Raw genomic sequence first — 20,211 nt, 5'->3', positions numbered from 1 at the left:
TATTAAATATTAGCCACCTTACTATATAGGCTGAAAAACTGTCAATCTTTATAGGTTGCCTTTTGAATCCGGCAAGCTTATACTTTGAATCACTAAAATGGTACGGAGGCTTACAAAAATGGAGTTGAGACATTTGCCGGATTACTCGCAGATTGCCGGACGCGCTGAGATTTACGCCGATATGGATGCTGAATCATTGAAAACATTTTTGACGTTATTTGATATGTCTAAAAAAATGAATCAGGTCATGGAGCATTATTTCTCAAGTCACGGATTGTCCGAAGGGAAATTCAAAATTTTGATGTTTCTGTTTGACGCACCCGGACACAGCCTGAGTCCCACAGAGCTGGCGAAAAAATCCAACGTCACCAAAGCGACCATCACCGGATTGATCGACGGACTCGCACGGGACGGCTTTGTAAACCGCAGCCGGCATACCGGCGACAGACGAAAAATCAGCATCGAACTCACAAAAGAAGGAAAAGAAAAGCTGATGCTGTTTCTTCCCGGCCACTTCTCCAATATTTCAGGAGTCATGGAAAGCTTCACCGCTGAACAAAAAGCGGAATTGACAAAAATGCTTGAAGTATTATTTGATAAGCTTCTGCTGTTTTCCGGCGGCAGAACATAAAGTAGTATCGTAAAAACAAAGGCAAATTTCTATGAGATGGAAATTGAAGTAAAAAGATGAGGGTTATAACAAAACAGCCTGCACATTTGTTTGTTCAGGCTGTTTCAGAAGAAAGTAATTTTAAAATTACTTTCTCTTCACTATAAATGCAGGTGTTTTAATGCTGGAAGTTACATTTGTATATCGATTTTTAGTCTTCAACCTCACTCTCACACTATTTGATCCTTTTTTTAACGATTTTTGATTTGAGAGTTTAAATACTTTTTTAGGTGTTGAGTGACTGAAAGAACCTTTCTTTGTTTCATTAGCCACCCATTTTGAACCGTTCCAAACATCAATTGTCATGGAATAATCAAATGTTGCGATTGTCCCGCCCCCATATGATGCTACACAATCAATGGAAGTAGCTTTTGCAGAATAAGAATCCGCATCGGTACAAACTCTCAATACATATGTTGCATAATCTGTACTACAAGGCATAATATCCTTCCCCTTTCAAATTTTTTGAAACAGGTTTGTTATTATGACAAACCCTCCGTTCACTTCTAGCTGGCAAACGTATGACAAAGGGGATCTCATGGCTTATGAGATTAAAAATTCAAAACTCTTAGAATTAACAAAAGGCGCCCCTCTCAGCAGGGCGCCTTTTTCGCGCGGTTAATCATCACTGTTTAAAATTCCGAAAAACCGTAGCAGGTTGATAAACAGGTTAATAAAGTCGATATAAAGCGTCAATGCCATCAAAGGAATCAGGTCAGCCGTGATGTCCCGGTGCTTGATCTGGTTCAGATCGTATAAGATGTACATTGAAAACACAATCGTTCCGATGACGGAATACGCCATCATGGCGGCGGAATTCAGCGGGCTGAAAATATTAAAGATCCCCACTGCGAGAAGCGCGATGACAGCGACAAGCAAGAAGGACCATAAAAACGACAAGTCCTTTTTCGTCTTAGCGCCGATCGTGCCGAGCACCGCAAAAATCACAAACGATGAACCGAATGCCTCCAATACGACATAGGCCCCCGCTGCGGACGCATAATGGCTGATAATCGGAAACAGCGTCATTCCGGAAATGAAAGCGAATGAAAAGACAAACACATATCCGACGGCTTTTTTTCGGCGCAGCCAAAACGCGGCGATGATCATGACAACCTCTAAGATCGACAGCGGCAGCATCAATGCCGGCGGAATGAACTGACCCGTATACAGGCCGATTGTCGCAACTAACAGTGTAAACACAAATACCGTTATAATGCGCTGCATAATAGATTGTTTGCTCTCATAAGCAGCAGTTTGCATGTCAAAAGTCCTCCCAAAAAAATGATCTTGATAGGTCTATTATAAATAAAATGGGAGAAATTTGCATGATTTTAAGAAGATTTTAAGGATGTCAGGCCTGACGTTTTGCTGCGCACTCCTGCATATCCATGAAATCATGCAGTTTTTTCGTCAATCCGCCGTGCCCGAATCGGATATTCCCCTTCTGCCCCGGCGTTTTCGCGAAATCGAGAAATGCCAGCACATAAAGACGCCTGACGGGAATCGGAATGACGCCCGCATCATAAAACCAGCCGTCAATTGTATTGAGCACGCCTTTGTTAATGCCGTATTGCTTCGTGCACCAATGCAGAAAGCGCACTTCGGGCAGGTGCAGATACCGGCTCTCCCGGAAAGGAACAGTTGAATGCTTCATATGTACCGCCTCCTGTCATTGGCTGTTTTTTAAGATTGTTTTACTTCTTTGCTCTTCAGGGAAAATCGATATTTCTCCACCTTATCAATTTGTGTCACTTGGGAATTATGAACCGTGATCTGAACAGTCCCGAAATCGAGCGTTTCCAGCGCGCTGATAATCTTTTCGATCACATGCGGATCTACGTTTCCTTTGGACGTCATCATGCTCCCCCTTTATGTCTGGCCGTTCGTCTTTTGACAATGAGCGTTTTAATCCATACTATTCTGATAAGAAATATATAATTATACTATTATGTTTTCATTCAGAAATCAATAACATTTACACAATTTTTGGATATGTTTTCTTTGCGAAAACTTTCACTTCCTTCGCTTTGATATAAACCGTGTCGCCGACGCCCGCCCCCAAGGCGTCATATTGCTCTTTTGAGAGCTCAATCTCCAAGTGCTGGCCTGTGTCGGTACGGACGGCTTCCAATCTGACGGACGGTCCGATGGCGCGGATATGAGCCGCCTTTGCTTCAAATGAATGCAGACCGGACGGTTTTTTTTCTACGGTAAAATGGTGTGGCCTCACATAAGCGATCCCCTTGTCCTGATCAGTATGCCCGACAGGTATTGCCGCGTTTCCGGTGATCAGCTTTCCTTCCTCCACTCTTCCTTCAAATACGTTGACACTGCCGAGAAAGTCGTACACAAACGGATTTGCGGGGTGATCATACACCTCCTGCGGCGTTCCGATCTGTTCAATCGCACCTTCATTCATAATGACGATGCGGTCGGCGACATCAAGCGCTTCTTCCTGGTCGTGAGTGACGAAAATACTTGTCATGCCGAATTCATCATGAAGCCGTCTGAGCCATTGCCTTAACTCTTTTCTTACTTTGGCGTCAAGCGCGCCGAACGGTTCATCCAACAGCAGAATGTTCGGTTCTACGGCCAAGGCGCGTGCGAGGGCGGCTCTTTGTCTTTGTCCGCCTGACAGCTGCGAGGGATAGCGCTTTTCATAAGGTTCCAGTTTCACAAGCGCCAGAAGCTCTCTCACCTTTTCGGCAATTTCCTTTTTGGCGGGACGCTGCTTTCGCGGACGGACTTTTAATCCGTAGGCGACATTTTCAAAAATCGTCATCTTGCTGAATAACGCATAGTGCTGAAACACAAAACCGACATGTCTGCTTTTCACATGCGTATCCGTCACATCTTGTTTTCCGAACAGGACACGTCCCCCATCCGCCTGCTCAAGACCGGCAATGACTCTCAATAATGACGTTTTGCCTGAGCCTGACGGGCCGAGAAGCGCAACCAGCTCGCCATTATTGACGTGAAGATTGATATCCCGCAATGCCTGATAGTTTCCGTAATGCTTAGAAATACTGTCGATCGTAATCTCCATAATGACTCCTTCCTCATCCGGCTTTGACAGAACGATAACCGGCTTTCCATTCAATGATGTTTTTCAAAAACAGTGTCGCAATCGCAAAAACCGACATGACGGAGGCCGCCGCAAAAGCGGCCGTAAACTGATATTCGTTGTACAAAATTTCGATATGAAGCGGGAGCGTGTTGGTAACACCCCTGATATGACCGGAAACGACTGATACGGCGCCGAATTCGCCGATTGTCCGGGCCGCGCTCAAAATCACGCCGTAGATCAGCCCCCATTTGATATTAGGAAGCGTGACATGCCAAAACGTTCTCCAGCCTCCCGCGCCTAGCGTGACGGAGGCTTCTTCTTCAGCATTTCCTAAGCTTTGCATAAGCGGTATTAATTCCCGGGCGATGAAAGGGAGCGTCACAAACAAGGATGCAAGTACGATTCCCGGGACGGCGAATACGATTTTTATCTGGTGATCAAGTAAAAATGGACCAAGCCAGCCGTGAAGCCCGAACAAAAGGACAAAGATCAAACCCGCGATTACCGGAGACACGGCAAACGGCAGATCAATCAGTGTCATAAACAGACTTTTCCCCCTGAATTCATATTTGGTCACAGCCCACGCCGCGGCGACGCCGAACAGCGTATTCAGCGGCACCGTGAAGAAAACGACGAGGAGCGTCAATTTCATCGCGGCAAGGGAATCCGGATGCGTGACAAATAGGATATATGCTTCCGCTCCCTTTTTAAAAGCTTCAATAAATATGAATGCAAGCGGCATGATTAAAAATATGGACAAAAAGAGCAGGACCCCTGAGATCAGCACCCATTTCACAACGGGTGATTCCCGCATCTCCCGCTTTGGCACGGCTGTTTTCGCTGTTTCCAGCTGCATGGCATATCCCCTACCTTCCTGCGTATTTTCTCGCGGTGAGCCATTGCCATCCATTGATGACGAATAAAATGAAGAATGTGATGACAAGCATGACTGCCGCAACAGCCGTCGCCCCGGCATAATCGTATTGCTCTAATTTCGTCATAATGATCAGCGGGGAAATCTCGGTTTTAAACGGCATATTGCCCGAGATAAAAACGACAGAACCATACTCCCCGAGGGCGCGGGCAAAAGATAATGCGAAACCCGATATAATAGAAGGAGAAAGCTCCGGCAGAATGACCTTTTGGAAGGTTTTCCATTTCGAAGCTCCAAGTGAAGCAGATGCTTCTTCCGTTTCCTTTTGGAGATTTTCTAAGACGGGCTGAACCATCCTGACGACAAAAGGCAGCCCGATAAACGTTAGTGCGATGACAATGCCGATCGGCGTAAAGGAAATACGGAAAGGAAACAGCTGTCCGATCCAGCCGTCCGGTGAATACATTGCCGTTAATGTAATGCCTGCGACGGCTGTCGGCAGCGCAAACGGCAGATCAACCAGACCGTCAGCCAGCCTTTTCCCCGGAAAGTCATATCTCGTCAGCACCCAGGCGATGACAACGCCGAAAACCGCATTGATCAAAGCGGCGCAACCCGCAGTCAAGAAGCTCAGCCGATAGGAAGCCGCGGCCCTCGGCTCAGAAATGATATGCCAGACATCCCCGGGCCCCATTGACATCGTATGAAAAAACACCATGGACAGCGGCACGATAACCAAAACGGCCATATATAAAAATGTAAATCCCATCGTTAATCCGAAACCCGGAATCACGGACGATTTTGTTTTTTTGAAAAGTAACGTTCTCATACTCGTTTCCTCTTTCTATTTCTCATAGATGCTGTCAAAGGTTCCGCCGTCATTGAAATGGATTTCCTGCGCTTTTTTCCAGCCGCCGAATTCCTTTTCTACCGTCACCGTTTTAATCTGCGGGAACTGTTTTTCATACTTTTTCAGAACCTCTTTATCGCGAGGCCGGTAAAAATTCTTCGCGGCGATCTCCTGCCCTTTTTTGCTGTAGAGATAGGATAAATATGCTTCAGCCGCTTTTTTTGTTCCTTTTTTATCCGCGGTTTTGTCGACGACCGAGACAGGAGGCTCAGCCAGAATGCTGATTGAAGGATTGACAATCTCAAATTTCTCCTTGCCGAATTCCTTTAGTGTGAGATAGGCCTCATTTTCCCAGGCGATCAGCACATCCCCCATCCCTCTTTCTGTAAAACTGGTCGTGGCTCCGCGCGCCCCTGAATCAAGCACTTCCACATTGCCGTAGAGGTCTTTCATAAACTGTTTGATTTTCGTGTCGTCATGATGATACGTTTTATCCGCATATGCCCATGCCGCTAAATAGTTCCATCTGGCTCCGCCCGATGTTTTCGGATTGGGCGTAATGACCGAAACGTCCTTTTTCACCAAGTCAGCCCAATCAGTGATGTGTTTCGGATTCCCTTTTCTGACTAAGAATACGATGGTTGACGTGTAAGGAGTTGATTGATCCGGCAGACGTGACTGCCAGTTTTGATCAATGAGCCGGGCTTTTTCTGCTATCGAATCAATGTCATAACCTAAAGCAAGCGTTACGACATCAGCGTCAAGTCCGTCTATTACGGATCTGGCCTGCTTCCCCGAACCTCCGTGCGACTGCTGAACGGTTACATCTTGACCCGTTTTCTTTTTCCAATAGGAAGAAAAGGCCTGATTATACTCTTTATACAGCTCCCGTGTCGGATCATACGATACATTCAGCAGCTGAACGGTCTTTCCGTCTGATGACGCGCTGCCGGACTCAGATTGACAGGCTGACAGTGCCCCTGCCAATAAGATCAATACTAAAAATGCCGCTGTTTTTTTCATGTGCCTGATTTCTCCTCTCTTTTTCCGCATAAAAAAAGGCATATTATCCCCTTTCAAAAAAGAGAAATAATATGCCTTCAGTTGACTGATGGGCAATTATACCGGTATCAGATTTGGGCAGAACGGCCAGCTTTCGTTTGTGTACGATCAGCTATTTGTGCCGGTTCGATGTGTATAAGAATAATTCAAACTATCCCTAGCTGTCAACTGAGTTTTAGAATATTTAAATTGTTTTCCGCTGACAAAAAAAGCGCCCCGCCTCTGGACGGAGCACCCTTTTTTCTATGCTTTTGCTTCCTCGATCACACATGTGACACCCATGCTGGCGAGCGCCTGCTCCAGGGAGCCGTAAGTTTGATACTCTGAAAAATCAAGCCCCAATTGGATAGAAGTCTGTGCCACATCAGGCCGAATGCCGGAAAACACGGTTCTGATGCCGAGGAGAAATAACGTTTTCGACAGCATATACAATTGCTGCGCCACCATCGTATCGACAATGGGCACACCGGACAGATCAATCACAAGGTTTGTGATCCGTTTGGCGACACAGTTTTCCGGCACCGACTCCAAAATCACGCGTGCCCGTCTCGTATCAATCGATCCGATGAGCGGCAGAGTGCCGATCGTATCCGCGATCAAAATAACCGGACAGCTCAATTCGGAAATAAGCTCCTGCTGAGATGACAGCCTCGCGATCATTAATTTCTGAAACTGTTCAGTAAAATCCGTCATCAGCTGATCAAACGAGCCGTTGACAAGGTGATTCCAGCGGCGGGCATCCTCGTTTGTTACGATGTCCTGATGCTCATCCATAAAACGGGTGACCGCCTCCCAAAAGACGGTTCTTGAATTGCCGATCGCCTCAACGACCTCATGAACCTCCGCGTCTTGCTCCACTCTGCTTTTCGCTACCTGTGCGGCCCATTTTTCTTTGTTATGCTGAAAAACGGCCGGATCCTCCAAAAAAGCGCTTGCGATGACCGTGTTTGTAAAGGTATGCTGCTCGATCAGCAGCCGTTTCATTTCCTCACTTAATTGATCCGCAGAATAAAAACGCCCTCTCAGCTTCCGTCTCAGCTTGAGCCATTTTTCCGTCAGCTCTGCCGAATGTGTAATAATATAATCATGAAGTAATTGGTCTTTGTTCACTGCCGTCTCCTCTTTCAAGAATATGTACTTTTGTCTAAATTATAAATCGGAATCGCCGATCGTACTAGAGAAATTAAAAAAAGCCTGCACATTAAAGCTGTTGATTGCTTTTTTCGGCAGGAGGATACACTATAAAAGAAATGAAACAGGAGGTCAGTATGATGATCAAAAAAATCGCAACAGTCGCCGTATACACTGATGATCAGCAAAAAGCGAAAACATTCTGGACGGAAAAAGCGGGGTTTGAAACCGTAGCCGAGCATCCGATGGGCCCGGGCGCCTTCTGGCTTGAGGTAGCGCCCAAAGGGGCCGCCACTCATTTGGTGATTTATCCGAAATCAATGATGAAAGGGGCCGAGCATATGAAGGCTTCTATCGTATTTGAGTGTGAAGATGTCTTTGCCGCATACGAACAGATGAAAAAGAACGGCATCACCTTTTTAGATGAACCGAAACAAATGGAATGGGGCAGCTTCGTGCAATTTAAAGATGAGGATGGTCATGTCTTTCTCCTGAAATCGTAATCCGTCATGCACCTTAATTGACTTTGAGAATCATTTTCATTTAAAATGTTGGATAAAGCGTGAAAAGGATTGGAGAGCTGCCAGATGTTTGTGCAAATCAGAAAAATGACCGTAAAAGAAGGACATGCCGACAAAGTAATCGAACGCTTCAGTTCAGAAGGCGTGATTGAAAAGCAGGAAGGTTTGATAGACGTAACGGTCCTGGAAAAAAAAGTCCGCCGCGGTGATGAAGAAGTCGTCGTGTTAATCCGCTGGGAGTCAGAAGACCATTGGAAACAATGGGAAAAAAGCGAAGACCACATCGCGGCCCACAAAGCAAACCAAGGCAAGCCGAAACCTGATTATATGCTTGGGACGGATGTCGGTATGTATCATGTCAGAGCCGTTAAAACAGGCGTACATGAAAAATAATAAAGAGCATTTGCCCCAGGGCAATGCTCTTTTTATTTTTTCTCCTCATACGGCAGGACAAACAGCGGTTTATCGGGCTTCCATTCCGCATACAGCACATCCTCCGTTTTTTTGATGTTCAGCTTTTTCAGCTCCTGATTCAGCTGCTTTTCTTCCAGCCCGGCTTCTTTCAGATTTTCATACAGCACTTCGCCGTCAATAATCAGCGTGACCGGCAAAGAGACCTGCTTCGGCTTTATTTGCATGTCGCCGTTTTTCGTCGTGTCATATTGAAATTTCGGCAGGACACTGACCATCCCGTTTGTTTCTAAAATCGCGTACTCCGCTTCCTGTATGGAAAAGCAATTCGCCTGTCTGAGAAGGCTTTGCAATTGATTAATGTCCAGCTTATTCTTTTTCAGCACATCATATTTCAGTTTTCCTTTATGTATGATAATACTCGGCTCGCCTTCCAACAGCTTTCTGGAGCTTTTTACTTTCTGCGTAATCAGTTCGATGAGATAAATTAAAACCCCCCATAACAGAGAGGCAAAAATGATTTCAAAAATCCTGACGCCTTTATCATACACCGCATTTCCGACCAGTTCGCCGAGGATGAGCGCGGAAATAAAATCAAACGGCGTAATTTGCGAGAATTGAGTTTTTCCAAGCAATTTTAAAATCACAAATAAAATACCCAAACCGCATACTAACTCCCAAGCCACTGTAAGTAAATGTCCCATATTCGCACCTTCTTCTTAAAAGTCATTACCATTATGGACATTCGCCTGTTTTCTATACAGCGGCCGGCAACACACAAAAAAACGCAGCCGAGGCCGCGTTTTTTCACTTCTGCTTACTGTTTTTGATTCGATCTGACGACCCGTAAGCACACCTCAGCGGCATAACCGGCAGCCGCTCCGGAACCCGCAAACATCGCGGCAAGCCCCAAGCCCATTCCTTCCCAGCCGCCGACACCGAAAATGCTGTAAACAACCGTACCGAAAGCAGTCAGGCCCAGCACCGCCAAAAGGCACTCAGGCCACATCTTTTTCGGCCATTTCTTGCGGAGCACAGCCGATACGGCAAAGTTAAGACAAAATGCGGCCAGACAGATCAGAAAAAAAAACCCCATGTCTTTTGCACCTCCGTCATGAGTAGCTTTTTATTTGCTCACCTTTTTTTCAAACAAATGATAACCCGGCGCGGGTCCTTTTGATTCGTACCCCATTCCGCTGTAAAACGACTGAAGCGCCTTGTTTTCGGACACGCAATCGAGCCGGATTTTCGTTTTTCCCGGACAAGACACACCCGTCTCCGCCCAAGTCATGATTGTCCGGCCGAGCCCCGCCCCTGCAAACCGCCTGTTAATCGCCAGCCGGTGGAGATATACGGACTCCTCATGTCCTTCATCGCCCCAAAGACGTCTGTCCCACCCGCTTGCTTCGGGAAGCAGCATGACGACGCCGGCCAGCTCTTCATTCTGCCTGAATAAAAAAACATACCCTTGGGCGATCGCCTCCCGCATATTGTGGGTATCTTCCCCTTGCAGAAGGCCGCTCCACTGGTTCGACCCTTTATCGCGAAGCCATTCTGCCGCTTGCACGAGCAGATCCATGACCTCTTTTGCATCATCTTTCCGGGCGGAGGTGACCCGGAATGCCCCCGCCTTCTCCTCCGTAATCGTAAAAGGTGTCATAAAATCCTCCTGTAATCAGAATATTCGACACCTTCATTATAGACCAAACGCAGAAAGGAAAAAAACAGCCGTCGTGTTTGAGGGCCGTTTAAAAAATTTTCTTCTTATCACGTTCTTCTTTTAAAATCTCAACCGCTTCCCTGAAACGCATAGAGTGGACGATTTCACGCTCACGCAGAAAACGGAGTGAATCATTCAGGTCAGGATCATCGGAAATATCAATAATCCATTGATACGTCGCTCTCGCCTTTTCTTCAGCCGCAATATCCTCATATAAATCAGCGATCGGATCTCCCTTCGCCTGTATGTAAGACGCTGTGAACGGAACTCCGGCCGCATTGTGATAAAACAGCGCGCTGTCATGGTTGACGTAATGATCACTGAGCCCTGCATCACGCAGCTGCTCCGGGGTCGCATCTTTTGTCAGCTTATAAATCATCGTCGCAATCATTTCTAAATGCGCAAACTCCTCCGTGCCGATATCCGTCAGCAGGCCGATCACCTTGTCAGGAATCGTGTAGCGCTGGTTTAAGTACCGGAGCGCTGCGGCCAATTCGCCGTCCGCCCCGCCGTATTGTTCAATGAGAAACTTAGCCAGCATCGGGTTGCATGTACTGACTTTAACCGGATACTGCAGCTTTTTTTCATATACCCACATTTACAGATCCCTCCTTATACTTGCCATGGCCAAGGACCGCGGCCCCAGTCCCATTGAGCGCCGACCTGACTCACGCCGAATTGCAGAAGCGGTCCGTACTCAGGTTCAAACCGTTTTCTCAGCTGCCTTGAGTACCGGGAATATTCATGAAACTGCTGAAGCGCGAGACGGTCATGGGGATGCGTATCCAGATAAAGCGTCAGCTCCACCAAGACAAAGTCCGCCGCCTGAATTTGCTCCAGCAGCCGATAATATTCATCATCAATCTTTTTCGCCATATTCGATTCCCCCCCGATAAGGATTATCATAGAAATCGTAAAGATCCTTCCAAAGGGTCCCTTTTCTCAATGCCTCCATCGGAGAAAACTGCTCCAAGTGATACGGCTGAAACCGCATATAAAGATGCGGCGGCGTTCTGAAGTATTTTCTCCCGATCGGCGGGCAGGGATCAAACCGGCTGTGGAAGGGTTTATAGGATTTGACCGGTGTAAACGGCTGATTTTCTTTCATTACGATCCTCCTTTCCTAAACACATGACCTTAATAGGTATGAATCCGTATCGGCATTTATGCCCTGTAAGAAAATAAAAAAGCCAGCGCTTAGAAACGGTCACAAAAAAACACTCTTGCTGTTCCAAGAGTGCTTTTCCCGAATGGTCAGATATATTGGCTGTCCCGATGATGATGATGATAGAACGGGTAGCCGCCATAGCCGCCAAAACCGTACCCCGGATATCCTCCGTAGCCTCCGTAGCCGCCGTAGCCGCCAAAACCGTACCCCGGGTAGCCATAGCCGCCGCCGAAACCGTATCCCGGATATCCTCCGAAGCCGCCGTAGCCACCGTAGCCTCCGTAGCCTCCGTAGCCGCCATAGCCGCCGCCGTAAATCGGTCTTCTTTCATTCATGATTTATCGCTCCTTCACATAGGTTACAGTCCAGTTTATGACATGCGGAAGGAAACGTATGGGCATCCGCCCAGTTTTGGCGAAATAATCAATAATTGCTTACGGAGAAATACGATACAGGCCGACCGCATAAGCAAAATTAAAAAGGCCGGAACTTATGCCGCCCCGGCCTTTTTGTCTTTATTCGCCTAAATCTACATTGTGATAAACCTGCTGTACGTCTTCGAGGTCTTCCAGCACATCGATCAGCTTTTCAAATTGAGCTTTCGCATCTTCCGGGAGCTCGACTTCATTTTGCGCAAGCATCGTCAGCTCCGCAACCGTGAACTCTTCAACGCCGGCATTTTTGAATGCCTCCTGCACGGCATGGAATTGGTCAGGCTCGGCATACACGATCACACTGTCATCCTCTTCTAAAATATCGCGCACGTCCACATCAGCTTCCATCAGCAATTCCAGCGCTTCATCCGCCGTCTTGCCTTCAACGCCGATAACGGCAGTCGCATCGAACATGTAAGCGACAGACCCGCTCACACCCATATTTCCGCCGTTTTTCCCGAATGCGGCGCGCACTTCAGGCGCCGTGCGGTTTACATTATTCGTTAACGCATCAACGATGATCATTGAACCGTTCGGCCCGAAACCTTCGTAACGCAGCTCGTCAAAGTTCTCCTCCGCGCCGCCTTTCGCCTTTTCAATCGCACGCTCAATAATATTTTTCGGCACACTGTACGTCTTCGCGCGCTCAAGCACCACTTTTAACGCCTGGTTCGATTCCGGATCTGGCTCGCCTTGTTTTGCCGCCACATAAATCTCACGGCCGAACTTCGCGTAAATCCGGCTCGTATTTGCGTCCTTCGATGCTTTCTTTTCTTTAATATTGTTCCACTTACGGCCCATTTTGTTCCACTCTCTTTCACGAATTGAATCTGTATGATAAATACTCTGCTTCTATTATACCTCAGCGGTTGGGTTGTTTCGAGTGTAAGACATTAGAAAAAAACAGGCACGCTTAAAACAGTAAGCCGAATGTGAGGGTTATTATACAAAACATAAAAAGCCTCCCTTCATACAGGAAGGAAGTCGCAAGCCAAAAGATTCATTTTATTCTTATTACCTATTTCCTACACTGTATATCCTGACTCACGTGGTAAAATTTTGATATCGAACAAAAGAAAGGATATGGTCATGAAAGTTTTCGAAGCAACCACCCTCCTCGCCGCCGCCAAGCAGCGCGCGGGTGAATACAAAGAACTCCGCGGCCAAATGGTCAATCTGAAAAAAGCGTTTCAAGGTATGGCTGATCTTGGTGACAATGATTTCTCAGGCCGGGGCGCAAATAACATCAAAGCTTTTTTTAAGGACCACGCCGGCGTCACAGACAGCTGGCTTGATCTGATCGACATGAAAATCGCATTTCTCACAAGCCTTCCCGGCAAAATCGAAGACGCAGGTCTTTCCGGATCTCATGTAGAAGAATCATTTCTGGAGCACGAGCTCACCCACGCCCTCAGTAAATCAAAGGCAATTATGGAAGAGCAGAAAAAGGACATGCGCTCCATCCTCGGTGAGATCGATGACATCATCTCGCTTGATCTATTTTCAACGGAAAGCACAGATCAGAAGCTTTCTTCAGCTATCAAAAAAAGAAGCGAAACGATACATAAGCTCGGCAAGCTTGATCACGATCTAACGAAAGAATACGCAGAAACCGAAGCAAATGAACATTTTATCCAAGCAGATTTCCAGCAGCTCCAAAACGCTACAGGCAAAGGAAAAAACGCCACGCCGCTTCACTACAATGCCAAGGCGTACCGAGAAAGCGACATCCATAAGAAAAAAGACGAGATTTCAAGACATTCGGATGCTTATTTGACGATTAAAAAGGAAGAAGCGAAAGAGCGTGAGATTGAAAAACTGAAAGAAAGACTGAAAAACTACGATTATGCGAATGCCGATGAATTCTATTCAATGGCCAAAACGATCGGCTATAAAAACCTGACAAAAGAACAGCAGCGCTACTTCACTCAAATTGAAAACACGCGTGAACTTACAGACGGTTTCAAAGGCGTTGCCGTCGGCCTTTATGATTCCGGAAAAGACGCGGTCACAGGCCTGTGGGATATGGTCACAGATCCGGGCGGAACGGTTGAAGCCATTACAGGAGCGGTGGCTCACCCGATCAAAACGTATGAAGCCATTTCAGCGGCAATCGAAGAATCATACCAAAAAGACATGGTGAATGGCGACACCTACTCCAGAGCAAGATGGGTGTCATATGCAGTGGGCACCGTTGTGACATCAGTCGTCGGCACAAAAGGCGTCGGCGCCGTCTCAAAAACAGGCACAGCCGCCAAAGTGACAACCAAAGTCAAAACAGCAGCAAGCAAATCCGCCACAGCTCAAAAAGCGATAACGGTCTCAAAACAAACCGTTGATCACATCAAACAAAAAGTAAACACAGGCATCGAAGTATCAAAAAAACGCGCCAAAACCAAGTTAAATCAAATGGGAGATCTCACCCTGGCTGATATTCTCCCGTATCATCCGCGTCACGACTTAGTGCCGGCGGGCGTTCCTTACAACGCAGTCAACGGGGTCACACTTAAAGAAGGACTTCAGAAATTCGCCAAGGTCATCCTGCCGAAACCGTACGGAACCTCCGCAAGCGGCAGACGGACACCGGCACCGCATGTACCGCCGGTAACGGTCAAATACGGCGAGCATTTTGCGAAATGGACCAGAAAGAAAGTATTGAAGCCGAATGTCATCTACAAAACAAAAGAAGGCTACACGTACACCACTGACAACTATGGTAGAATTACAAGTGTCAAAGCAGACTTGCAGCTGGGAGAAGCAAAACGCAACCAATATGCACAGTCAAAAGCAGGTAAACCAGACCGTCTGACAGATGACGACGGAGGCCACCTAATCGCCACCCAATTCAAAGGCTCAGGCCAATTCGACAACATCGTGCCGATGAACTCTCAGATTAATAGGAGCGGCGGGAAATGGTATGAGATGGAGCAAGAGTGGGCAAAAGCCCTAAGCAAAAAACCACCTAAAAAAGTAGCAGTTCAAATAGAACCAGTCTATTCTGGAGATTCACTTAGACCATCATATTTCGATGTAACCTACAAAATTGGGAGCAGAAAAGAAATAAGCGTCTCTATTAAAAATCAGCGAGGGGGTTAACCTAATGGAAACTAAGAGAATGCAAGATTTATATCAACTTATTGGAGAAAAACTAAATGACATTATACCTGGTGAATGGACAAAGATATATCTTTATGCAGAAGTATTAGATGATTCCACAATGGTTCTTTTTCACTTCAGAACACCCGAAAATAATCAAATTATTTATTCACAAGATATACCTAGCCATTACAACGTAAGCAAGGACATTTTCAAGACGTTGTTAAGAGAACTAAGAGAACTTTTTGAAGAATTAAAAACTGAACACAGAAATAATAACGATGATGTTTGGACTAACCTTACACTAACATTGGATCGTAGCGGAGAATTCCAATTAGATTATAATTATGATGATATTTTAGCATCAGATTTAGATGGATATGAAAGAATCGCAATATGGGAATATCAAAACTTGGGGATTTTGCCTGAAGATGAGGACGATAAAGAATTTGTAATAAGCTACTTCGGTCTATAAATCAATAATGGCCCAGCGCTTCTCTGCTGGGCTATTTTTTATAACTAGGATTTTTCGACAATCGGAGTTGAAAAGATTGGAAACTAAAAAAATGCAAGATTTGTACCAGCTTATTAGTCAGAAATTAAATGACATCATACCTTGTGAATGGGCAAAAGTATATCTTTATGCAGAAGTATTAGATGACTCTACCATGGTCCTCTTTCACTTCACGACACCAGAAAAACATCAACTTATTTATTCACAAGATATATCTGCCCGATACAGTGTAAATAAAGATATCTTCAACACTTTTCAAGAGAAATCCGAGAACTCTTTAGAATTGAGCACAAAAAGAATAATGATAAACAAAACAGGCAGCATCCAGTAAACGGATGCTGCCTGTTACATCGTTATGTATCGTCTGAGGAGGTCATTTATTTTGTTTTTTAAATATGAAAATAGATATGACGGTAAATATGATGGCTGTAATGACAATGACCCACAAGCTCGCAGCCGTACTGATAAAATGGCCGTTTAACTTGTAGACGATCCCGTAATGCTTTTCATATTCCTGTATTTGGTCCGCAGAAGCATGTTTAAATACTTTATCAACTGAGTCTGTCATAAACGCTTTTCTGAACAGAACAGCGGTGTGGCTGATAGGGAAATACATAATAATCTTCTGCACAAACACCGGTACGCCGCCGATCGGCACATATACTCCGCATAAAAAACCGATGGCTGTTCCGACAATCGTACTTAACGTCGAAAATGCATTTTGTGTGTGAATAAACAGCGTTAAAAATAAATTAATGGAGCTTGACAGTGCAACTGAAAGAATAATAATCCCCAATACTTCAAGTATATCTGTACCGCTTAAAAGTTTGCTGCCTGATGAAACGAGAAAAATTTCACAGCCTAAAAAGGCGATGAATGAAAAGATCAAGCCGATGACAAATGAATGAATGACATAGCTCAATTGGATGGTCGCCCTTGATAAAGGAGCTGTTAAAAAGTCATACGTTCTCTTGCTTTCTTTATCTTTCACCATAATTCCGAAAGCGCCTAAAGTCGTTGTCACAGCTGTAATGGACAGCAATCCCGCCACCATCCATTCGTTCACCATTGCTTTGGAATCATCTGTCGAACCGACCAAGGCCTTAATGGCGTCCAGCTGTGTCTGCTGTAAGAACACGGCATATAACAGAATGACGATAAATACTGACAGCAAAGAAAGAAGCAAAAGAGTTCGATCACGGAAGTATATTTTTATATTTCTGCTGATTAAACTGGATAAAGACTTCATTTATGCAATGCTCCCCTTTACTGGCAAACTGCTTCCTTGTTCTTCGATAATATGGATAAACACATCATCCATATTCCCTTTAATCACCTCGAAAGATTCAATTTTTCCTTCAAGACCTTTCAAAATGTCAAACGCTTGGAGAGTGGACTCTACACGAAGGGAATAAATAGAGTTTTTAACCGTAAAATCCAGTTGTTTATTTTCAAACCATGCAGTCGGATCAACGCCTTGCTTAAACATCATATGCAGACTGTCAAACGCATATTGATCTTTCAGCTGACTCGGTGTACCCTCTGCGATCAGACGTCCTTCTTTGATGACCACAACGTTATCAGCCACAGCGGCCTCCTCCATGTAATGGGTCGTTAAAAAGATCGTCATGTTTGTTTCTTCCTGCAGCCTTTTAATCGCATTCCAAACAAAAACTCTCGTTTGCGGATCAAGACCTGTAGTAGGCTCATCTAAAAATAATATTGTCGGTTTATGGATGATGGCACGGGCAATATCTGCTCTTCTTCTTTGTCCGCCTGACAAATCGCTGTATTTTTTCTCCTTAATATCATCCAATTTTAAATAGTCTGTTACAAACTGATAGTTCTCTTGCACTTGTGCCTTGCTTAAATGATAATATTGTCCGCGGTTCATGATATTTTCATAAACGGTCAATCGTTCATCCAAAATGCTCTCTTGGAAAACAACTCCGATCTTTTTGCGGATATGATTATTCTCTTTCCCCTCACCAAGCGTATAACCGTCTATTACCACTTTTCCGGATGTCTTTTTAATCAGCGTACAGAGAATATCGATAGTGGTCGATTTTCCTGCGCCGTTCGTTCCCAGAAATGCAAACAGCTCGCCGCGTTTGACAGAAAAGGATACCCCTTTCACTGCTTCAAATGATCCATATTTTTTACGAAGATCCGTTACTGTAATAATGTCTTGTTCTTCTCCCATTCTGTTCACCTCGAAAAGTAAGATTCTATACCGTTGTTCACTAACTTTATATCGTCATTCCCGCCAGGATTTTCTCATTTTTATCCAACTTTATTATCTTTTTATAAATAATTATAACGATATAATTTATTATTTTCGCGTTTTGTTATTGGGTTTAGGCTCGGTGGATTTTCTATACATAGGGATCACTTATTGATTTTGCATGAAACTTATACATGCTGTAATCAATAAACCCTTTATCATAAAAAGGGTTTTTATTGGTTAAGAATCTCTAATACTATTTAAAATTCTTGTTTGTAACCGAAATACATATTATCTTAGAATATTCAGAAAGGAGAACGTAATGGAAACATGCCCTTATTGTGCAACTTCAATTCAAAAGGATAATCAGTATTACTGTAGTTTTTGCTTAATGTACATACATAATGTTCAGAGAGATGGCAAACGTGAAATCATAGAATATCGTGAGCATACTTCTGAATTAGATTTGGATAAGTCTACACCAGAACTAATGACTCTGCCAACAATTGAATTATTTCATTTACTGCGGCTCTCAAGAAAAATACGCAAACAGAAGTATGATCAGCTATATAAATCTCGACTTGAATCAGAAAAGGGAAATGAATCAGAAAATGTTCAAATCGCAACGGATAGTTACCAATATTACACAAAGAAAATGTATATCATAGAGAATATATTAAATAAACGTCTGGGTTACATTCCGGATAGGATAGATAATGTATTTCTTAAGAGTTATTTAGAAAAAGTAATGATTAGTAAGGAGAAAAAACAAGATATGAAAGTGTATTAAAAAAGCTGCCCCTCTAGAGTGAATATTAATAAAGGGTTCCTAAAAAGGTACCCTTTATTACATAAAGAGGTGTATAGAAAGCTATATTATAGGCGTCAACCAAACATCTTCTGGTACTCCTCTCATGTCACGAGTTCGTCCTGAATGCAAAAAAAATGCGGATTAAAAAAAGGCAACCATCCCTAAGGGTTAGTTGCCTTCTCTTAATTCCAGCACAGCCACACACTCCACATGATTCGTATGCGGGAACATATCCACAGGCTGCACTTCGCGCGTCACGTACCCGCCATCCTCAAGCACCCGCAGGTCTCTTGCAAGCGTTCCTGGATTGCAGGATACGTACACCACCCGCTTCGGTTTCATCTCGATGATTGTCCGCAGGAGGGCTTCGTCGCAGCCTTTTCTTGGCGGGTCGACGACGAGGGTGTCGGCCGTGATACCTTCTTTATACCATTTCGGAATGACGGTTTCCGCTTCTCCGACTGCGAATTCCGCGTTTGTGATGCCATTCAGCTCAGCGTTGCGTTTTGCATCCTCGATGGCTTCCGGCACGATTTCGACGCCGTATACTTTCTTCGCCTGCTTCGCCAGAAATAGAGAAATCGTTCCGATGCCGCAGTAGGCGTCGATGACGGTTTCTTCCCCTTGCAGCTCCGCGTACTCAAGCGCTTTGTCGTAGAGCACTTTTGTCTGTTCCGGGTTGACCTGATAGAACGATCTGGCGGAGATGGCGAATTTGACGTCTCCGATGAGGTCGTAGATGTATTCTTCGCCCCAGATGACGTTTGTTTCGTTCCCAAAGATGACGTTTGTTTTGTTTAAATTGATGTTTTGCACGATCGATTTGACGTGCGGGAATTGCGCCGTAATGTCTTCGATGATCTTCGCTTTGTGCGGAAAATCGCTTGTTCTAGTGATAAAGACGATCATCATTTCGCCCGTGACGACGCCGTATCTGACCATGATGTGGCGGAGCCAGCCTTTGTGGCGTTCTTCGTTATAGGCTTTGACGCCGTATGAGGCGCAAATGTCTTTGACGGCTTGAACGGCTTCGTCGTTTTTGGATTGCTGGATCATGCAGGCGCTCATGTCAATGATGTCATGGCTTCTTTGCTGATAGAATCCGGCGACGAGTCCGCCTTCCCGTTCTCCTACCGGCACCTGCGCTTTGTTTCTGTAGTTCCACGGGTCTTCCATGCCGAGCGTCGGATGCACGATGACTTTTGAAAGGTTCAGCTTGCCGATCCGTTCTAAGACGTCTTTGACTTGTTTCTGTTTAAACAAGAGCTGGCCTTCATAGGTCATGTGCTGAAGCTGGCAGCCGCCGCATTGTTTGTAGATTGGGCACGGGGCATCCGTTCTGTGCGGGCTTTCTTCCTTCAGCTCGATTAAGCGGCCGAAAGCGAAGCCTTTTTTGACGCGTGTCACTTTGATTTGCGCTTTTTCCTCAGGCAGGGCGTTCGGCACGAAAATAGGGAAGCCCTGAACCTTTGCGACGCCCGCTCCTTCGTGCGTCAAATCCTCAAATGTCACATCATAGTATTCATTTTTTTCTATCGGGGGTTTCATTTTCATCTATAATCACCTCTAGTTTTACCAATAGCCTTGTTTCAGCGTGCTGGCAAACCTTCAAATTCAATGTCAGCCTTCAAAGGTTTCCGATCACGCTGAAAAGA

The 20,211-nt window shown here is 45.1% G+C and carries 26 protein-coding genes and 1 pseudogene; 7 read left to right on the top strand and 20 right to left on the bottom strand.

Annotation, left to right across the window (positions count from 1 at the left end):
* Positions 1–118: 118 nt before the first annotated feature.
* Positions 119–631, top strand: coding sequence for a MarR family winged helix-turn-helix transcriptional regulator (locus D5S11_RS13240; protein ID WP_007408942.1), 513 nt, complete (start codon positions 119–121; stop codon positions 629–631).
* A gap of 126 nt (positions 632–757) precedes the next feature.
* Here the strand turns inward: D5S11_RS13240 and D5S11_RS13235 are convergent, their stop codons facing one another.
* The 9 genes from D5S11_RS13235 to D5S11_RS13195 all read right to left on the bottom strand — a co-directional run bounded on the left by D5S11_RS13235 (position 758) and on the right by D5S11_RS13195 (position 7,636).
* On the bottom strand, positions 758–1,111 hold the full coding sequence (locus tag D5S11_RS13235; RefSeq protein ID WP_015416996.1) for a hypothetical protein: 354 nt from the start codon (positions 1,109–1,111) through the stop codon (positions 758–760).
* A gap of 177 nt (positions 1,112–1,288) precedes the next feature.
* A complete protein-coding gene (locus D5S11_RS13230) occupies positions 1,289–1,933 on the bottom strand; it encodes a Bax inhibitor-1/YccA family protein (protein WP_012117028.1) in 645 nt (214 codons plus the stop codon).
* 91 nt (positions 1,934–2,024) lie between these two features.
* On the bottom strand, positions 2,025–2,327 hold the full coding sequence (ribR, locus tag D5S11_RS13225) for an FMN riboswitch-binding regulator RibR (RefSeq protein ID WP_007408940.1): 303 nt from the start codon (positions 2,325–2,327) through the stop codon (positions 2,025–2,027).
* 29 nt (positions 2,328–2,356) lie between these two features.
* A complete protein-coding gene (locus tag D5S11_RS13220) occupies positions 2,357–2,530 on the bottom strand; it encodes a YezD family protein (RefSeq protein WP_003155693.1) in 174 nt (57 codons plus the stop codon).
* Positions 2,531–2,648: 118 nt separating this feature from the next.
* Positions 2,649–3,719: a sulfate/molybdate ABC transporter ATP-binding protein gene (locus D5S11_RS13215; RefSeq protein WP_039062749.1), complete on the bottom strand. Its 1,071-nt coding sequence runs from the start codon at positions 3,717–3,719 to the stop codon at positions 2,649–2,651.
* A gap of 13 nt (positions 3,720–3,732) precedes the next feature.
* Positions 3,733–4,596, bottom strand: coding sequence for a sulfate ABC transporter permease subunit CysW (cysW, locus tag D5S11_RS13210; RefSeq protein WP_039062748.1), 864 nt, complete (start codon positions 4,594–4,596; stop codon positions 3,733–3,735).
* A gap of 10 nt (positions 4,597–4,606) precedes the next feature.
* Entirely contained in the window at positions 4,607–5,443 is an 837-nt protein-coding gene (cysT, locus tag D5S11_RS13205) for a sulfate ABC transporter permease subunit CysT (RefSeq protein ID WP_039062747.1), read from the bottom strand.
* 15 nt (positions 5,444–5,458) lie between these two features.
* Complete coding sequence (locus tag D5S11_RS13200; RefSeq protein ID WP_039062804.1) at positions 5,459–6,487, bottom strand: sulfate ABC transporter substrate-binding protein; 1,029 nt, start codon at positions 6,485–6,487, stop codon at positions 5,459–5,461.
* Between the two features lie 282 nt (positions 6,488–6,769).
* Complete coding sequence (locus tag D5S11_RS13195; RefSeq protein ID WP_007408939.1) at positions 6,770–7,636, bottom strand: STAS domain-containing protein; 867 nt, start codon at positions 7,634–7,636, stop codon at positions 6,770–6,772.
* A gap of 161 nt (positions 7,637–7,797) precedes the next feature.
* Here D5S11_RS13195 and D5S11_RS13185 point away from each other — a divergent pair, with 161 nt between their 5' ends.
* Both D5S11_RS13185 and hmoA read left to right on the top strand, forming a co-directional pair.
* Complete coding sequence (locus tag D5S11_RS13185; RefSeq protein WP_007408938.1) at positions 7,798–8,160, top strand: VOC family protein; 363 nt, start codon at positions 7,798–7,800, stop codon at positions 8,158–8,160.
* A gap of 84 nt (positions 8,161–8,244) precedes the next feature.
* Positions 8,245–8,571, top strand: coding sequence for a heme-degrading oxygenase HmoA (gene hmoA / locus D5S11_RS13180; RefSeq protein ID WP_003155696.1), 327 nt, complete (start codon positions 8,245–8,247; stop codon positions 8,569–8,571).
* Between the two features lie 32 nt (positions 8,572–8,603).
* Here hmoA and D5S11_RS13175 read toward each other — a convergent pair whose 3' ends face one another.
* The 8 genes from D5S11_RS13175 to D5S11_RS13140 all read right to left on the bottom strand — a co-directional run bounded on the left by D5S11_RS13175 (position 8,604) and on the right by D5S11_RS13140 (position 12,712).
* Positions 8,604–9,293, bottom strand: coding sequence for a YetF domain-containing protein (locus tag D5S11_RS13175; RefSeq protein WP_020953931.1), 690 nt, complete (start codon positions 9,291–9,293; stop codon positions 8,604–8,606).
* Positions 9,294–9,406: 113 nt separating this feature from the next.
* Entirely contained in the window at positions 9,407–9,685 is a 279-nt protein-coding gene (locus D5S11_RS13170) for a YesK-like family protein (protein WP_007408936.1), read from the bottom strand.
* Between the two features lie 30 nt (positions 9,686–9,715).
* Entirely contained in the window at positions 9,716–10,249 is a 534-nt protein-coding gene (locus D5S11_RS13165) for a GNAT family N-acetyltransferase (protein ID WP_007408935.1), read from the bottom strand.
* Positions 10,250–10,337: 88 nt separating this feature from the next.
* The gene (gene cotJC, locus D5S11_RS13160; protein WP_003155700.1) at positions 10,338–10,907 is read right to left on the bottom strand and encodes a spore coat protein CotJC; all 570 of its coding nucleotides are present in this window, start codon (positions 10,905–10,907) and stop codon (positions 10,338–10,340) included.
* Between the two features lie 14 nt (positions 10,908–10,921).
* Positions 10,922–11,185, bottom strand: a complete 264-nt coding sequence (cotJB, locus tag D5S11_RS13155; RefSeq protein ID WP_007408934.1) for a spore coat protein CotJB — start codon at positions 11,183–11,185, stop codon at positions 10,922–10,924.
* Positions 11,169–11,417 carry a spore coat-associated protein CotJA gene (gene cotJA, locus D5S11_RS13150; RefSeq protein WP_007408933.1) on the bottom strand — a complete coding sequence of 83 codons (249 nt, stop codon included), beginning with the start codon at positions 11,415–11,417 and terminating at the stop codon, positions 11,169–11,171. The genes cotJB and cotJA overlap by 17 nt, the downstream gene beginning before the upstream one ends.
* A gap of 146 nt (positions 11,418–11,563) precedes the next feature.
* Entirely contained in the window at positions 11,564–11,812 is a 249-nt protein-coding gene (locus tag D5S11_RS13145) for a spore coat protein (RefSeq protein WP_128424625.1), read from the bottom strand.
* A gap of 180 nt (positions 11,813–11,992) precedes the next feature.
* On the bottom strand, positions 11,993–12,712 hold the full coding sequence (locus tag D5S11_RS13140) for a YebC/PmpR family DNA-binding transcriptional regulator (RefSeq protein ID WP_003155709.1): 720 nt from the start codon (positions 12,710–12,712) through the stop codon (positions 11,993–11,995).
* A 288-nt stretch (positions 12,713–13,000) separates the two neighbouring features.
* Here D5S11_RS13140 and D5S11_RS13135 point away from each other — a divergent pair, with 288 nt between their 5' ends.
* From D5S11_RS13135 to D5S11_RS13125, 3 genes and pseudogenes are all read left to right on the top strand, one after another.
* Positions 13,001–15,007, top strand: a complete 2,007-nt coding sequence (locus D5S11_RS13135; RefSeq protein ID WP_108725127.1) for a T7SS effector LXG polymorphic toxin — start codon at positions 13,001–13,003, stop codon at positions 15,005–15,007.
* A 19-nt stretch (positions 15,008–15,026) separates the two neighbouring features.
* Positions 15,027–15,482: a TIGR01741 family protein gene (locus D5S11_RS13130; protein ID WP_094032660.1), complete on the top strand. Its 456-nt coding sequence runs from the start codon at positions 15,027–15,029 to the stop codon at positions 15,480–15,482.
* A gap of 91 nt (positions 15,483–15,573) precedes the next feature.
* A pseudogene (locus tag D5S11_RS13125) lies at positions 15,574–15,827 on the top strand (TIGR01741 family protein); the annotation flags it as partial.
* 67 nt (positions 15,828–15,894) lie between these two features.
* Here D5S11_RS13125 and D5S11_RS13120 read toward each other — a convergent pair.
* Together D5S11_RS13120 and D5S11_RS13115 are read right to left on the bottom strand one after the other, a co-directional pair.
* Complete coding sequence (locus D5S11_RS13120; protein ID WP_047935418.1) at positions 15,895–16,770, bottom strand: ABC transporter permease; 876 nt, start codon at positions 16,768–16,770, stop codon at positions 15,895–15,897.
* Entirely contained in the window at positions 16,771–17,724 is a 954-nt protein-coding gene (locus D5S11_RS13115) for an ABC transporter ATP-binding protein (protein WP_003155721.1), read from the bottom strand.
* A 343-nt stretch (positions 17,725–18,067) separates the two neighbouring features.
* Between D5S11_RS13115 and D5S11_RS13110 the strand changes: the two genes are divergently transcribed.
* Positions 18,068–18,535 carry a hypothetical protein gene (locus D5S11_RS13110; protein ID WP_015416986.1) on the top strand — a complete coding sequence of 156 codons (468 nt, stop codon included), beginning with the start codon at positions 18,068–18,070 and terminating at the stop codon, positions 18,533–18,535.
* 189 nt (positions 18,536–18,724) lie between these two features.
* Here D5S11_RS13110 and rlmD read toward each other — a convergent pair whose 3' ends face one another.
* The gene (gene rlmD, locus D5S11_RS13105; protein WP_108725128.1) at positions 18,725–20,110 is read right to left on the bottom strand and encodes a 23S rRNA (uracil(1939)-C(5))-methyltransferase RlmD; all 1,386 of its coding nucleotides are present in this window, start codon (positions 20,108–20,110) and stop codon (positions 18,725–18,727) included.
* Positions 20,111–20,211 lie beyond the last annotated feature (101 nt).

This window comes from Bacillus sp. L75 (assembly GCF_003676355.1).
Taxonomy (GTDB): domain Bacteria; phylum Bacillota; class Bacilli; order Bacillales; family Bacillaceae; genus Bacillus; species Bacillus velezensis.
This window is presented reverse-complemented; position numbering and strand designations above follow the sequence as displayed.